The organism is Rugamonas violacea (genome assembly GCF_016461825.1).
Lineage (GTDB): Bacteria > Pseudomonadota > Gammaproteobacteria > Burkholderiales > Burkholderiaceae_D > Rugamonas.
Map to the genome: position 1 here is coordinate 3,619 of NZ_JAEMNU010000094.1, position 15,331 is coordinate 18,949.

General features: G+C 64.9%; 14 protein-coding genes. 8 read left to right on the top strand and 6 right to left on the bottom strand.

Going from position 1 to position 15,331, the window contains the following annotated elements:
* Positions 1-117: 117 nt before the first annotated feature.
* Positions 118-2,385 carry a TonB-dependent receptor gene (locus tag H7U20_RS17890; RefSeq protein WP_199760595.1) on the bottom strand — a complete coding sequence of 756 codons (2,268 nt, stop codon included), beginning with the start codon at positions 2,383-2,385 and terminating at the stop codon, positions 118-120.
* A gap of 737 nt (positions 2,386-3,122) precedes the next feature.
* Here H7U20_RS17890 and H7U20_RS17895 point away from each other — a divergent pair.
* The 4 genes from H7U20_RS17895 to H7U20_RS17910 all read left to right on the top strand — a co-directional run bounded on the left by H7U20_RS17895 (position 3,123) and on the right by H7U20_RS17910 (position 7,782).
* Positions 3,123-4,118, top strand: coding sequence for a BMP family lipoprotein (locus H7U20_RS17895; RefSeq protein ID WP_199760510.1), 996 nt, complete (start codon positions 3,123-3,125; stop codon positions 4,116-4,118).
* 73 nt (positions 4,119-4,191) lie between these two features.
* Positions 4,192-5,721, top strand: coding sequence for an ABC transporter ATP-binding protein (locus H7U20_RS17900; protein WP_199760511.1), 1,530 nt, complete (start codon positions 4,192-4,194; stop codon positions 5,719-5,721).
* Entirely contained in the window at positions 5,718-6,800 is a 1,083-nt protein-coding gene (locus H7U20_RS17905) for an ABC transporter permease (RefSeq protein WP_199760512.1), read from the top strand. The genes H7U20_RS17900 and H7U20_RS17905 overlap by 4 nt, the downstream gene beginning before the upstream one ends.
* Before the next feature lie 10 nt (positions 6,801-6,810).
* Positions 6,811-7,782: an ABC transporter permease gene (locus H7U20_RS17910; RefSeq protein ID WP_199760513.1), complete on the top strand. Its 972-nt coding sequence runs from the start codon at positions 6,811-6,813 to the stop codon at positions 7,780-7,782.
* A gap of 87 nt (positions 7,783-7,869) precedes the next feature.
* Here H7U20_RS17910 and H7U20_RS17915 read toward each other — a convergent pair whose 3' ends face one another.
* The 5 genes from H7U20_RS17915 to H7U20_RS17935 all read right to left on the bottom strand — a co-directional run bounded on the left by H7U20_RS17915 (position 7,870) and on the right by H7U20_RS17935 (position 12,600).
* A complete protein-coding gene (locus tag H7U20_RS17915) occupies positions 7,870-8,172 on the bottom strand; it encodes a type II toxin-antitoxin system RelE/ParE family toxin (RefSeq protein WP_199760514.1) in 303 nt (100 codons plus the stop codon).
* On the bottom strand, positions 8,150-8,458 hold the full coding sequence (locus H7U20_RS17920) for a hypothetical protein (RefSeq protein WP_199760515.1): 309 nt from the start codon (positions 8,456-8,458) through the stop codon (positions 8,150-8,152). Before H7U20_RS17920 ends, H7U20_RS17915 begins: the two co-directional genes overlap by 23 nt.
* Positions 8,459-8,622: 164 nt before the next feature.
* Positions 8,623-10,788 (bottom strand): methyl-accepting chemotaxis protein, encoded by a 2,166-nt coding sequence (locus tag H7U20_RS17925; protein WP_199760516.1) that lies wholly within the window; start codon positions 10,786-10,788, stop codon positions 8,623-8,625.
* 51 nt (positions 10,789-10,839) lie between these two features.
* Positions 10,840-11,637 carry a TorF family putative porin gene (locus H7U20_RS17930; RefSeq protein ID WP_199760517.1) on the bottom strand — a complete coding sequence of 266 codons (798 nt, stop codon included), beginning with the start codon at positions 11,635-11,637 and terminating at the stop codon, positions 10,840-10,842.
* A gap of 339 nt (positions 11,638-11,976) precedes the next feature.
* Positions 11,977-12,600 (bottom strand): NUDIX domain-containing protein, encoded by a 624-nt coding sequence (locus H7U20_RS17935; RefSeq protein WP_199760518.1) that lies wholly within the window; start codon positions 12,598-12,600, stop codon positions 11,977-11,979.
* 96 nt (positions 12,601-12,696) lie between these two features.
* Between H7U20_RS17935 and H7U20_RS17940 the strand changes: the two genes are divergently transcribed.
* From H7U20_RS17940 to H7U20_RS17955, 4 genes are all read left to right on the top strand, one after another.
* On the top strand, positions 12,697-13,479 hold the full coding sequence (locus H7U20_RS17940; protein WP_199760519.1) for a DeoR/GlpR family DNA-binding transcription regulator: 783 nt from the start codon (positions 12,697-12,699) through the stop codon (positions 13,477-13,479).
* 58 nt (positions 13,480-13,537) lie between these two features.
* The gene (locus H7U20_RS17945) at positions 13,538-14,446 is read left to right on the top strand and encodes a substrate-binding periplasmic protein (RefSeq protein WP_233410863.1); all 909 of its coding nucleotides are present in this window, start codon (positions 13,538-13,540) and stop codon (positions 14,444-14,446) included.
* 78 nt (positions 14,447-14,524) lie between these two features.
* Positions 14,525-14,686 carry a YhfG family protein gene (locus tag H7U20_RS17950; RefSeq protein ID WP_199760520.1) on the top strand — a complete coding sequence of 54 codons (162 nt, stop codon included), beginning with the start codon at positions 14,525-14,527 and terminating at the stop codon, positions 14,684-14,686.
* The gene (locus tag H7U20_RS17955) at positions 14,676-15,269 is read left to right on the top strand and encodes a putative adenosine monophosphate-protein transferase Fic (protein WP_199760521.1); all 594 of its coding nucleotides are present in this window, start codon (positions 14,676-14,678) and stop codon (positions 15,267-15,269) included. The genes H7U20_RS17950 and H7U20_RS17955 overlap by 11 nt, the downstream gene beginning before the upstream one ends.
* Positions 15,270-15,331: the final 62 nt, after the last annotated feature.

The following is a 15,331-nucleotide window of genomic DNA, read 5'->3' on the forward strand; positions in this document are numbered from 1 at the left end:
GGTCCGACCCCGGCTTGTTGCCGCTGGGGTCCGCCAGCCTCCCTGGCGCCTTGCATACCAAAAAAAAACCGCGCGTCGGGCGACGCGCGGTTTTTTGTGCTTGGCCGGCAGGCCGGGTCAGAAGTTGGTCTTGAACTGCACGCCCAGGGTGCGCGGTTCGTTGGTGATGGCCGCCAGGTTGTTGATGTCGATCGCGCCGACCACCTGCACCTTGTCGGTGATGTTGCGGGCGAAGGCCGCCACCTCGTAGCGGTCCCACTTGTAGCCGACCCGCAGGCCGCCCTCGACCAGCGACTTGGCCTTGTACTCCTTGGCCTCGTACAGGAACATATTGTAGGTGCTGCGGTAGGCCCAGTCGGTCAGCGCGAAGAACTCGCCGTCGCCCATGGCGGTGCTGTAGCGCAGCGTGAAGTTGCCCTGCCACTGGGGCGCGCGCGGCAGCGGGTTGCCGTTGACGCGCGAGGTGCCGGCGGACGGGCCGGCCGGGTTGGTCGGCGTGCAGGGACCGCCGCAATAGCTGATGAACAGCTTGTCGTCCTTGATCTCGGTGTCGTTGTAGCTGCCGCCCAGGGTCAGGCGCAGCGAGTCGGACAGGTTGGCCTGGAAGTCCAGCTCGATGCCCTGGCCGATCACCTTGTCGGCGTTGATCAGCTGGTTCTGGTTGACGACGCCGCTGCCGGCGGTCAGCTGCTTGTCGGTGACGCGGTACTGGAACACGCTGGCCGACAGGCGGGCGCGCTTGTCGAACAAGTCCTGCTTGACGCCGCCTTCGACCGACAGCACCTTCTCGGCGTTGGCCACGGTCGGCCGGTCGCCCAGGCCGTACAGGCGGCCCTGGATCGACGGCGCGCGGTAGCCGGTGGCGACGCGGCCGAACAGGTTGCTGTTCTTGTCCAGTTCATAGGTGCCGGAGACGTCCCAGCTGACGTTGGACGAGTCGCGGTTGACCTGGAACGGGCCGGCGGTGACACCCTCGACCCGCTTGGCGGCGAATTCCTTCTTGTCGCTGGTGTAGCGCAGGCCGCCGCGCAGTTTCAACTTGTCGCTGACGGTGTAGTTGAGCGAGCCGAAGGCGGCCCAGGAGCGCGCCGTCTGGTTTTGCTGCGAATACGAGGACTTCTGCGGATTGCCCGGCAAGAAGGTGTCGAAGGCGATGCTGTCGATCTGCATCTCCTCCTTGAAGTAGAACAGGCCGGCGATCCACTGCAGCGGTCCCTTGTAGTTCGATTCGACGCGCACTTCCTGGGTCAGCTGCTTGTGGTCGGGCAGCAGGTCGGCCGTCTCCAGCGCGAACGGGATGGTGCCCGGCCCCATCGGCAAGGCGTAGGCGGCGCCGTAACCGCCGTCGACGTCGGCGCGGCTGTAGAAGTCGGCGCTCTCGTAGCCGCTGATCGAGTGCACGGTCAGGCCGTCCAGGTCCCAGCGCAGGTGCAGGTTGGCGCCCTTGGTGCGCAGATGCTGCGAGTTGGCGCCGTCGGTCGGATAGTCGCCGTAGTTGAAGCCGTCGACCAGCTCGCTGCTGCCCTTCTTGATCGCGTTGGCGCGGAACAGCGTGGCGCTGCCGTTCATGTTGCGGCCGTGCAGATTGAGCAGCGCGCTGAAGTCCTTGCCCGGCTTGACCAGCAATTGCAGGCGGCCGGCGTTGTCGTGGTAGCCCTCGAAGTCCCGGGTCGGCGCGTTCGGCTGGTTGTTGTGGACGCGGTTGTCGCGGTTCTGCGATTGCAGCGACAGGCGCAGCGCCACCGTGTCGCTGAGCGGCAGGTTGTAGGCGCCCTCGGCGTTCTTGGCGCCGTAGTTGCCCAGGCCGATGCTGGCGTAGCCCTCGGTCTTGAAGACCGGCTTGGCCGAGTCGAATTTGATGACGCCGGCCGGCGAGTTGCGGCCGAACAGGGTGCCCTGCGGTCCGCGCAACACCTCGACCTGGTCCACGTCGAACACCGGGAAGCCCTTCAACATCGGGCTTTCCTGCACGATGTCGTCGACCACCAGGCCGACCGGCTGCGAGGCGTTCAAGTCGAAGTCGGTGTTGCCCTGGCCGCGGATGTAGAAGCGCGGGAAGGAGCGGCCGTAGTCGGATTCGACGTTCAGGCTGGGCGAGCGGCCGGACAGGAAGCGGATGTCCTGGCCGCCGGAGGTCAACACGTCGAGCTTGTCGCCCTTCAAGGTGGTAATGGCCATCGGCACGTCCTTGATGTTCTCGGCGCGCCGCTGGGCGGTGACGATGACGGTCTCCAGCTGGTTGCCCTGCCTGGCGGCCGGCGCCGGCTCGGCGGCGGCATTCTCGGCGGCGGCGTCGGCGGCCCAGGCGGCCGACTGCGGGAAGGCGGCGGCGACCGCCAGGGCGATCAGCGAACGGGCGGCGAAGCGGTGTGTCTGGTTCTTCATCATGGACCAACTCCCTCGGGATGTGCGTGGATTAAGCGTGGATCGAATCGGATGCCGCCATGCGGGCGGGCCGCGTCGGACGACGGGCCGGTGCCGGATGGAAGATGTCAAATTATCCACCAAGCAGTTTGCAAAAAGTGCGGCTTCGGAAATGCTAGCATGAATAAAAATTGACAGGAAATCACTTTCTTCCGGTATTTATTCATATGAATTTCATATAAATAGACAAATAAAAACGTATTTGTCGAACATATAAATCCTGTGCATAGTTGTCAGCATAGCGTCCCAAGCGGGTGGCGGCGGCGCCCGCAAGGGGCTGGCGGACAGGCCCGCCGCCCGCCGGACGCGGCGCAGCGGCGCCGGCGGCGGTCTTGCAACGGCGCCGCGACAGGCCGGCCGAAGCGGCCCGGCGGTGTGGTTTTTTGCGCGCAACTGCCGAAAAAACCACAGTCCGGCGGCGCCCGCCAAGGCGCCGCTGTTGTTGCGGTGGCACCACAAGGAGCGCGGCGGGAGGCGAAGCCGGCGACAACCAAGTCTCGCTGATTTTGTTTTTACCAACAATTCGACGCCGCCGGCGTTTTCCATCGGCGGCGTTTTTAATGATGGTTGAACAATATTTTGGCGCGGCGGCGCCGAGGCGGGCCTCTAATAATCGGGCTTTCGGCGCCCCGGCCGGCCCCAAAGTACATGTTTAGCCCAATAAAAATATACAATATCGAACTTCCAGGAGCCAATTCATGAAACTTACACAATTTAGTTTGACGATTGCAGCATTGTTCGTTGCTGCCCAAGCGTCCGCGGCTGACCCAAAACTGGGCATCGTGTATGACGCAGGCGGCAAGTTCGACAAGTCGTTCAACCAGTCCGCTTTTGAAGGCGCCACGCGCTTCCAGAAGGAAACCAACATCAAATTCATCGAGGTGCAAGCCTCCAGCGACACCCAGGCCGAGCAGGTGCTGCGCGGCCTGGCGCGCAAGAACCTCGACCTGATCGCCTCGATCGGCTTCGCCCAGACCCAGGCGGTGCAAAAGGTCGCCAAGGAGTTCCCCAAGGTGCGCTTCGTGCTGATCGACGGCGTGGCCCAGGGCGCCAACGTCAACTCGGTGACCTTCAAGGAAGAGGAAGGTTCCTACCTGGTCGGCGTGGCCGCCGCCATGGCCTCCAAGAGCAAGAAGCTCGGCTTCATCGGCGGCATCGACATTCCGCTGATCCGCACCTTCGCCTGCGGCTACACGCAGGGCGCCAAGGCCGCCTTCGCCAAGGCCGAAGTGACGCAAAACATGGTCGGCACCACCTCCAGCGCCTGGAACGATCCGGCCAAGGGCGGCGAGCTGGCCCGTTCGCAGTTCGACCGCGGCGTCGACGTGGTGTTCGCCGTCGCCGGCGGCAGCGGCATGGGCACGCTGCAAACGGCCAAGGAAAAGGGCAAGCTGGCGATCGGCGTCGATTCGAACCAGAACGGCCTCTACCCCGGCAGCATCCTGACCTCGATGGTCAAGCGGGTCGACAACGCCGTCTACGACTCCTTCATGCAGATGAAGGCCGGCACCTGGAAGGCCGGCGTCACCGCCAAGGGCCTGAAGGAAGGCGGCGTCGATTGGGCGCTGGACGACAACAACCGCAAGCTGATCAGCCCCGAGATCGAGAAGCGCGTACTGGGTGCGCGCAAGGACATCATCGACGGCAAAATCAAGGTCATCGACTATCGCGTCGGCAATAGCTGCCCGGTTTAATTCCCCTCTTCACCACTGAACGCGCCGCCGGGGTCCGTCCCCGCGCGGCGCGTTGTTAATTAAAATCGATCCTATGCAGCCAGCTGTAGAATTTCGCAACATCTCCAAGCACTTTGGACATGTGAAGGCGAACACGGACGTCAGTTTCACCATCGCCAAGGGCTCGATCCACGGCCTGGTGGGAGAAAACGGCGCCGGCAAATCGACCCTGATGAGCATCCTGTACGGTTACTATCGCGCCGACGGCGGCGATCTCCTGCTCGACGGCCAGGTCCACCAGATCCGCAACAGCCAGGAGGCGATCCGCCTGGGCATCGGCATGGTGCACCAGCACTTCATGCTGGTCGAGAACATGACGGTGCTCGACAACGTCATGCTGGGCACCGAGGGCGGCTTCCAGCTGGCGCGCCACCGCGCCGCCACCGAGGCCAGGCTGCGCGAGATCTGCCAGCGCTACCGGCTCGACGTCGACCCGCTGGCCGTCATCGCCGACTTGTCGGTGGGGGCGCAGCAGCGCGTCGAGATCCTCAAGCAGATCTACCGCAGCGCCAACATTTTGATCCTCGACGAGCCGACCGCCGTGCTGACGGCGCAGGAGACCGCCTCGCTGTTCGAGATCCTGCGCCTGTTCAAGGAGCAGGGCAAGACCATCGTGCTGATCACCCACAAGCTGCAGGAGATCCTCGACATCACCGACACCGTCACCGTGATGCGCGGCGGCCGCGTGGTCGGCGCCGTGGCCACGGCCGGCACCTCGAAGGAGGAGCTGGCCAACATGATGGTCGGCCGGCCGATCGAGAACAACCTGCCGCGCGCGCCCTACAATCCGGGCGCGGCGATGCTCGAAGTGAGCGGCCTGCAGTTGCAAGACGCGCAGCAGGTCAAGCTGCTGAGCGACATCGGCTTCACCCTGCGCGCCGGCGAGATCGTCGCCATCGCCGGCGTGTCCGGCAACGGCCAGAGCGAGTTGATGGAGATTTTGTCGGGCATGCGCCTGCCCACCTCGGGCCGGCTGCGCTTCGAGGGCAAGGACCTGCCCTTCGCCAAGCGCGCCGACGCCGACGGCCTGCCGCGCACCTTCCGCGAACTGGGCATCGCCCACATTCCGGAGGACCGCCTGCGCGACGGCGTGGTGAAGAGCTTCTCGGTGATGCACAACACCATCCTCGGTTACCAGGACCAGCTGAAGAACCGCTGGGGCCTGTTCGACTTCAAGGCCATCGCGGCGCGCTGCGCCGCGTTGATGCAAACCTTCGACGTGCGCCCGGCCAACGGCGACCAGCGCATCGGCCTGCTCTCCGGCGGCAACCAGCAGAAGGTGGTGATCGCCCGCGAGGTGCTGGCGCAACCCAAGCTGATGCTGGTCGGCCAGCCGACCCGTGGCGTCGACATCGGCACCATCGAAAGCATCCACAAACAACTGCTGGCGCTGCGCGATAGCGGCGTGGCGATCCTGCTGGTGTCGGTCGAACTGGAGGAGGTGCGGGCGCTGGCCGACCGCATCCTCGTCATGTGCGGCGGGCGCATCACCGGCGAACTGAAAATTGAAGAATTCGACACCACCCGCATCGGCTTGCTGATGGGCGGGATGCACAAATCATGAACAACCACGACCTGCCACGCTGGGCGAGCGCCTTCGTCCTGCCCGTTTTGAATCTGCTGTCGGCCCTGTTGGTGGCCGCCCTGGTGATCTATCTGCTCGGTGAAAACCCGGCCGAGTCGCTGGGCATCCTGGTCAACAGCGCCATCGTCAACCCCGAGGGGCTGAGCTACACCCTGTTCTACGCCTCGACCTTCATCTTCACCGGCCTGGCCGTGTCGATCGCCATGCAGGCCGGCCTGTTCAACATCGGCGCCGAAGGGCAGATGTACTTCGGCGGCCTGGGCCTGACCTTGGCCATGCTGGCCTTCGACGGCTCGCTGCCGGCCTGGGCGCTGATCCCGGTGGCGATGGGCGGCGCCGCCCTGTTCGGCGCGCTGTGGGGCTTCTTGCCCGGCTATCTGCAGGCCAAGCGCGGCAGCCACGTGGTGGTGACGACGATCATGTTCAACTTCATCTGCGCCTCGCTGATGAACTTCATCATCGTCAAATACCTGATCCCGGCCGGCGAGCAAAACACCGCCAGCCGCGCCTTCGCCGACAGCGGCGCCATGCCGCGCCTGAACACCTGGTTCCCGATCCTCGGCGAGACCCCGCTCAACATCAGCTTCCTGCTGGCGATAGGCGCGCTGGCCGTGTACGGCCTGATGGTCAAGCGCTCGGCCTGGGGCTTCAAGCTGCGCGCCACCGGTCTGAACCAGCACGCCGCCCACTACGCCGGCATCCGCATCAGCAAGATGATCATCACCGTCATGCTGATCTCGGGCGCGCTGGCCGGCCTCGGTTCGGTCAACTCGATCATGGGCTCGACCCACTACCTGAGTTTGAACTTCGTCGGCGGCGCCGGCTTCGTCGGCATCGCCATCGCGCTGATGGGGCGCCAGCACCCGGTCGGCATCTTCCTGTCGGCCGTGCTGTTCGGCGCGCTGATCCAGGGCGGCTTCGACCTGTCGCTGGAAAAGCCGAACATTCCGACCGAAACCTTCATCTTTATCCAGGGCCTGATCATCCTGTTCTGCGGCGCCATGGAGAATTTCTACGCGCCGACGATCGCCGCCCTGCTCAAGCGCAACAAGGGATAAGGGAACCATCATGACATTCGACGACTTCCACTTCGCCAGCATCCTGGTATCGACCGTGCGCAACGCGCCGGTGCTCATCTTCGCCGCCATGGCCGGCCTGTTCGCCGAACGCTCCGGCGTGATCGACATCGGCCTGGAGGGCAAAATCCTGGCCAGCGCCTTCACCTCGGCGGCGGTGGCCTTCGCCACGCAGAACCCGTGGTACGGCGTGGCCGCCGGCGTACTGGTCTCGGTGGCGCTGGCCACCCTGCAGGGCTACGTCAGCATCACGCAAAAGGGCAACCAGCTGGTGGCCGGCATCGCCATCAACATCGCCATGAGCGGGTTGACCTTCGTGGTGGCGCAGTTCTTCTTCCAGCAGGGCGGCCGCACGCCGGACCTGGGCCAGGCGCGCCTGTTCGACGTGGTGTTGCCGGGCAGCGCCGCCGTCGAGGGCATCCCCTTCATCGGCTGGTTGTACGCGCATTTGATCGGCGGCCACTCGGTGCTGGTGTACCTGGCCTTCGGCCTGGTGCCGCTGGTGCACTGGGTGCTGTACCACAGCCGCTTCGGCCTGCGCCTGCGCGCCTGCGGCGAGAACCCGCACGCCGCCGACGCGGCCGGCGTCAGCGTCGAGCGGCAGCGTTACATGGCGATGCTGGTGGCCGGTGTGCTGTGTTCGTTCTCGGGCGCCTACCTGGCCATCGTGCAGAGCGGTTTCTTCCTGCGCGACATGTCGGCCGGCGCCGGCTACCTGGCCTTGACGGCCATGGTGTTCGGCAACTGGCGTCCCGTCTACACCTTCCTCGGCTGTTTGATGTTCGGCTTCTTCGGCGCCGTGCAGATCCAAATCGAAGGCGTCGACCTGCCCGGCATCGGCCGCATCCCCGGCTCGCTGATCCAGATGGTGCCGTATGTGGTGACGGTGATCGTGCTGGCCGGCCTGATGGCCAAGTCGGTGGCGCCGAAAGCGCTGGGCACGCCGTTCGTCAAGTCGCGCTAAGGCGCGCTTGACCCGAGGCGTGCGCCTCGTTTTGATTGATTGAGAAGCAAGCGATGGCGGTCCCGCAGAAGATGCGGACCGCCATTTTCATTGGCGATGCGACGGCGGCAATTGCCGATGAGCGGAAAGCACGTTCATGATTTCCACCAACTGCGACGTCTCGCGGTAAAGCACAATGTAGTTGCGGCGCACGACCATCTCGCGCATGCCGTCCAGCCGAGCCGACATCTTGTATAGCTTCGGATACTCCGGAAGCTTGCTGACTTTCTTCTCGATCTCCTCTTTCAGAAGTTGTGCGGCGTCGGGGTTGTCGTCGGCAATGCCGGCGACAATTCCCATAAGGTCAAGGCGGGCGCGAAGCCGCCACTCAAGACGCGGCCTTGTCGGCATGCTGTTTCCGCTTGGCGTCAATCACGGCTTGTACATCGGCCATGACCTGTTCATGCGAGAGATTGGAGGATGGGTCCGCGAGCGATTCGGCAAGCTGTTGCCTCATCCATTCGGTATGCGCTTCATCCTCGCTCGCGGCACGCATGCGCTCCAACCGCACAGCCAAAACCTCATCCATGTCGGCATCCTCGTCAAGGCTGGCCAGCAGTAACTGAGCGAGTTCCGCTCGCTCAGGCAAGGTTAGCTTTAAGGCATCAAGTGCCAATCGTTCAAGTTGAGTTTGCATGACACAGCCTCCGAACCGCAAATTTGAATTCTACTGCGGATTCGCACGAGCGAACGATGGCAGCGATTTGCGGACTTGGCCGACATCAAAAAAATGCCAAGACAAAGTGCGAGTGCGAGTGCGAGTGCGGCACGTGCAAATTCACCCCTCACTCGTCCACGCGCCTAAAACTCTTCCCACTCGCTGTCGGCGCTGGCCGAGGCCTTGGCCTTGGCGGCCGGACGCGCCGCCGGCTGGCTCGCGGCGACCGGCTTGGACGCCGGCCGTGCCGAAGCCAGCTTGACCGGCGTGGCCTTGGCGGCCGCCGCGCGCATCGGCGCGGAAGCCGGCGCCAAGGCGCGCGGCGCCGCCCTGCTCTCGTCAAGCTTGAACACGCTGACCGCCTGGGCCAGATGGCTGGCCTGCTCCTGCAGGCTTTCCGCCGCCGCCGCCGCTTCTTCCACCAGCGCGGCGTTCTGCTGCGTCACGCCGTCCATCTGGGTGATGGCCTGGTTGACCTGGGCGATGCCCTCGCTCTGCTCGTGCGTCGCCACGGTGATCTCGCTCATGATCGCCGTCACCCGGCGCACGCTGCTGACCACCTCGTCCATCGTGCTGCCGGCTTCGTTGACCAACTTGCTGCCGATGGCCACCTTGCCGACCGAGTCGTCGATCAAGGCCTTGATCTCCTTGGCCGCCGAGGCGCTGCGCTGGGCCAGGTTGCGCACCTCGCTGGCGACGACGGCGAAGCCGCGGCCCTGCTCGCCGGCGCGGGCCGCTTCGACCGCCGCGTTGAGCGCCAGGATATTGGTCTGGAAGGCGATGCCGTCGATCACGCTGATGATGTCGACGATCTTGTTGGACGACTGGTTGATCGAGGCCATGGTGTCGACCACCTGGGCCACCACGGCGCCACTCTTCTGCGCCACCTCCGAGGCGGAGCCGGCCAGCTCGTTGGCCTGGCGCGCGTTCTCGGCGTTTTCCTTGACGGTGCTGGTCAATTGCTCGATGGAGGCGGCGGTTTCCTCCAGCGCGCTGGCCTGCTGCTCGGTGCGGGCCGACAGGTCGCTGTTGCCGTGCGAGATTTCGGAGCTGCCGCGCGCCACGTTCTCGGCGCTGACGCGCACGTCGAGCAGCACGCTGTGGATCTTCTCGACGAAGGCGTTGAAGCCGGCGCCGATGACGGCCAGCTCGTCGGTGCCCTTGACGGCCAACTGGACGCTGAGGTCGGCCTCGCCGCTGGACAACCCGGTCATCGTCGCGCCCAGGGTGCGCAGCGGCGCGGTCAGGCGGTAGACCACGCCGATCAGGATGACGGCGGTGGCCACGGCGCAGATCAGCGCCACGGCCAGGGTGTACCACAGCAGTTCGCGCGCCGAGGCGGTGGCGACGCTTTTCGGGAAGCTCAGCTGCACGCTCCAGGGCGCGCTGTCGGCGTGGATGAACAGCGGCTGCAGCAGGTGGATGTAGCCGGCGGCGTCGGAAAACTCGAAGCCCTGGCCGGCGCGCACGGCGGCCAGGCCGGCCTCGGGGATGTCGTCGGCCTTCTTGCCGAGACGCTCGGCCAGCGGGTTGCTGGCGTACAGGCCGCCGTTGGAAACCAGGCTGAGCTTGGCGCCGTCGATCACCTTCAGCTCGGCCAGGATCTTGCTCAGCCGGGTCAGCATGAAGTCGGCGCTGGCGACGCCCTGGAATTTGCCCTCGACCATGATCGGCGCGACCAGCGAGGCCATCAGCACGTTCTTGCCGTCGACGGGATAGTTGTAGGGCTCGGTGAAGAACACCTTGCCGCTACGTTTGGGAATGTCGTACCAGTCGTTGGCGCCGGGCGCGCTGTCGAACACGATGGGTTCGATGTTGACGGCGCCGCCGTTGCCGCGCGTGAAGTAGGGCATGAAGCGGCCGCTGGCGTCGTACCAGGGCTTCTTGTCGGCGAAGTCGGCGTCCTTGCCGTCGAGCGCGTTCGGCTCCCAGGTGACGGCGGCGCCGATCAAGTCCTCCGAGCCGCCCAGCGTGGCCTTGACCATGTCGTGGATCTGCTCGCGCGCCAAGGCATGGCTGGCGCCACGGGTGGCGCGCATGGCGCCGGACAGGTTGATGACGGCCGACAGGTTGGTGCCGATGCGGCTTTGCAGCGCGCCGGCCACTTCGCGCGCCGAGGTGCGCGCCAGCTCCATCGCGGCGGCCTCGGCGCTGGCGCTGCTGCGCACGCCGATGACGGTGGCGGTGATGCCCAGGCTGAGCACCACCAACGCGGTGGCGGCGGCGCAGATCTTGCTGTTGAGCGACAGTTGCAGGGCGCGGCCGTTGGCGAAACGGCCGGGGCGCTGGGCGGAGGTGTCGAGGTTCATGCGGGATTCCTTTGTGGATCAGGGCGCGGCGGCGGGCGCCGCGCCGCTCGTTCAGAACGTCTTGGTCAGGGCCAGCACCAGGGTGCCGTCGGCCGGGTTCGAGGTCTCGACCACGCCGGCCGAGTTGGGAATGCCGAGCGTGTAATTGTCGTAGGCGTTGGTGGCGCCCTTGGCCTTGGTGTAGGCGGCCGCCAGCGTGAAGCCGCCCGGCAGGGTCTTGCTGACGCCCACTTTCAGGTCGCGCCAGTTCCACATGCTGTTGTTGGCGACGCGGCCGTCGCCGGCGTGCAGGTTCAAGGTGTAGCCGTCGCCTAGGTCGAGGTTGGCGCCGATGTCCAGGTAGCCGGTGCCGCGCGCGTCGACGATGCCGAAGAAGTCATGGCTGATGGTGTAGTTGTACTTGGCGTACAGCATCTTGTAGGTGGCGCCGAAGGACAGCTCGCTGTAGTCGTACTTGGTGGCGCTGGCCTTGTATTCGGCGCCCGGATACTTGTAGTAGTAGACGGCGGCGCTGTAGCCGAGGTCGCCGGCGGCGCCGGTGTAGGCGCCGTACAGGTCCCATTCCAGCGTGCCGTTCTCGATGTAGCGGTTGCTCATCGTCGACAACCAGGTGCCCACCGAGAAGCCGTTGGGAAAGGCGTAGTCGGCGCCGCCCTGCAGGGCCGGCTGGCCCCAGGTCTGGCGGAAGCCGCGCGAGATGTATTGCGACGCCAACGTGACGTTGGCCGTCAGCGGCGCGGCGGCCGGCGCGGCCGGCGCGCCATCGGCGGCGGCGCCGGTTTGGGCTTGCGCGGTGAAGGCGATCAAGCCCAGGCAAAGCGGCAGCAGCCGTTGCAAAACAGGTTTCATGTTCCATCTCTCCGTATCGTTGCCGGCGGCGCCATGTCGGCGCGCGCCGTTGTAGAGGTTTCCGGTCAGGGAACCGTGCTCGGTTCCGGCCGGTGACTACAATCTGCAGGCGGGGTTGAGGCCATGAAGAATGGTTGCCTGTAGGGGCGGCGAGCCTCCCCGCCGTCCGGCCGGACGGCGTGTGGAAAACTCCTAGCCCTAGCATACGAAGAATGCGTGGCGCATGTCAAACGTGCTCGGCCAAATAGCCGAATTCTGTTGCTAATTTGCAATTTTCAGAATTTTCTCCGGCATGGCTGGAACGGCAACAAATTGTGTGTTAGATACTGTTTCCATGTATCAACTTACTTCACGCGGCATCGGCGCCGGCGCGGCGGCGAACAGCGCCAGCGCGGCGTATTGCAGCAGCATGATGGTCTTGCCATCGGCGATCTCGCCGGACGCCACCATCGCCATCGCCTGTTGCATCGGCAACTCCAGCACCTCGATGTCCTCGCCCTCCTCGGCGAGGCCGCCGCCGGCGCCGACGCGCGCGGCGGGCGCATATTCGGCGACGAAGAAATGCAGGCGCTCGGTCACCGAGCCGGGACTCATGAAGGCTTCGAACACCTTGCGCACCGCGCTGACGCGGTAGCCGGTCTCCTCCTCCACCTCGGCCTGGATGCGCTGCTCGGCGCTGGCGTGGTCGAGCAGGCCGGCCGGCGTTTCGATCAAAAAGCCGTCGTGCCGCGGGCCGTAGCAGGGGAAGCGGAACTGGCGGATCAGGATCACGCTGCGCCGTTCCAGGTTGTACAGCAGGATGGTGGCGCCGTGGCCGCGGTCGTAGGTCTCGCGCGTCAAGGTTTGCCAGCGGCCGTCGCGGCGGCGGTAGTCGAAGGTGGTTTTTCTCAGCACATACCAGTCGTCGGACAGGGTTTCGACTTGGTGGATGCGGACGTGTTCTGAAACCTGTTCTGCGGGCATGGCGGCGCTCCTGGCGGGGTGGATGGGACTTGCATATTTAAACAATATCATGCAATATCGTGCAATATCAAGAAATTTCATGCAAAGGAAGCCGCCATGTTGACCCGCCAGCGCAAGGAGTTGCTGCTCAACCTGCTCAAACAGGACGGCCAGATCGTCGCCAAGGCGCTCAGCGAACAACTCGGCCTGTCCGAGGACACCATCCGCCGCGACCTGCGCGAGCTGGCGCGCGAGGGCCTGTTGCAGCGCGTCCACGGCGGCGCGCTGCCGCTGCCGGCCTCGCCGGCGATGGCCAACTTCGCCCAGCGCCAGCAGATCGCCGGCGAGGCCAAGCCGGCCATCGGCCGGGCCGCCGCCGCCATGGTCGAGCCCGGCCAGGTGGTGTTCATCGACGGCGGCACCACCGCCGTGCAACTGGCCCGCGCCCTGCCGGCCGAACTGCGCGCCACGGTGGTCACGCACAGCCCGTCGGTGGCGCTGGAGCTGGTCGAGCACGCCCACATCGAGGTGATCCTGATCGGCGGCCGCCTGTTCAAGCACTCCATCGTGACCATGGGGCCGGCGGCGCTGGAGGCGATCGCGCAAATCCGCACCGACCTCTACTTCATGGGCGTGTGCAGCCTGGACCCGCAGGCCGGCATCACCACCGGCGACTACGACGAGGCCGGCGTCAAGCGCGCCATCAGCCAGGCGGCGCGGCGCACCGTGGTGCTGGCCTCGCCGGAGAAACTGCGCACCGCCTCGCCCTACCAGATCGCGCCGCTCAGCAGCGTCGGCGCCATCGTCGTCCACGCCGGCGTCGACGAGGCCCTGCTGGCACCCTACCGGACCATGGGCATCGAGGTGGTGATGGCTGGAGGAAATTGCCTAAAAGCTTGATCCATTACTGTCCGGCATGGCACACTGACGGGGATTCTTCCCATGGACCGAGCAAGCGATGAAGCACACAAGGGCTGTCCGGACCGCCACCGCCTGCTGGGCGCTGCTGGCGGGACTGTGCGCGCCCCTCCCCTCCGCGGCCACCGATAGCCATCTGGTCTATCCGCTGACCACCTTCAACATCGACAGCCGCTACGACTACGACTGGACCGTGTTGCGCACCGCGCTGGAAAAAACCAGCGCGCGCTTCGGCTCGTTCGAGATGCGGCCGGCCGCCGCCAGCATGTCGCCGCAGCGCATCACCCAGGAGCTGGCGCAGCCGGCCGGCCGCATCAACATCTTCGTGCGCGCCACCGACGCCGAGCTGGAACGGGCCTTCCTGCCGATCCGCATCCCGGTCGACAAGGGCTTGCTGGGTTACCGCGTGTTCCTGGTGCGCCAGGAGGACCTGCCGCGCTTCGCGGCGGTGCGCGGCGTCAAGGACCTGCGCGGCCTGCGCGCCGGCCTGGGCAAGGACTGGGCCGACGTGGCCATCCTGCGCGGCGCCGGCATCGAGGTGGTCGAGGGTTCGACCTACGATGGCTTGTTTGCGATGTTGGACGCGAAACGTTTCGATTTCTTCTCGCGCGCCGCCGACGAGGCCGGGCGCGAATTCGCCGAACGCAGCGCCAGCCAGCCGCAACTGGCGTTGGAGCCGACCTTGCTGCTGCACTATCCGCTGCCGCGCTACTTCTTCGTGCGCCGCGACGCCGAGGGCGAGCTGCTGGCCAAGCGCATCGAAACGGGGCTGGAAACGATGATACGCGACGGCAGCCTGGACGCGCTGTTCCAGCGCTACAAGGGCAAGATCATCGAGCGCGGCGGCCTGCACCGGCGCCGCCTGATCGAGTTGCACAACCCGACGCTGTCGCCGCAAACGCCGCTGGGCCGCGCCGAGCTGTGGTACAACCCGCTTACCGACAAGTAAACCATGCGATAAGGGCCGCGACAGGCCTTCAGGTACAATGCCCATAGGCTGATGCGACTATCGCGCGGGAGTATGGTGATGTTGACAAATGAAATGAAGCGCCAGGTCTTCCTGAAATTCCGTACCGAGAATTATCGGGCCAGCCTTCGCCTTGAAGGCTTGGTTGAGCGCACGATAGACCTCAATAGGCCGGCGGTTGAACCGACCGCGACCACGCTCAAGACCAAGCATGTCCGCTAAATATGGAACAGGCCAGGACGGACAATATTGCTATCCCAACTCGGACGTACTGATCAACAAACTTGGCATTACTGACAGAGATGCCCTGGACGCTGCGGAAATCGAACTGAGCCAGGCCCGCATTGAGCAGTACGAGCCAAATTTCGATGACATTTCCCTGCCTGCCCTTCGAGAAATTCACTTCCATTTATTTCAGGATCTTTATGACTGGGCCGGCGAGCTTCGGGCAGTCGACATCAGTAAGGGCAACACACGGTTTGCGAACGCCAGCCGCATCGTGCCTGAAGCGAACAAACTGTTCCAACAGCTCGGGCAAGAAAACTATCTCATCGGTTTGCCGCGCGCACAATTCCTTGCCCGCTTGGCACACTATTTCGGCGAGCTCAATGTTATTCATCCATTTCGCGATGGCAATGGACGGGCCCAACGGCTGATGTTTGAAGTGATCAGCATCAATGCCGGCTTCGCACTGCGCTGGGCGCCTATTGAGCAGGCGGAATGGGTCGAAGCCAACATCGCCGCATACAACTGCCGGCTTGAACCGCTGACCGAACTGCTGAATCGCGCACTGACTCCCTTCTGAACACGACGCCGGGCGCCGACAAATCCCTGTGCAAGGCGCATCCTGGCGGAATCAATGGCCGG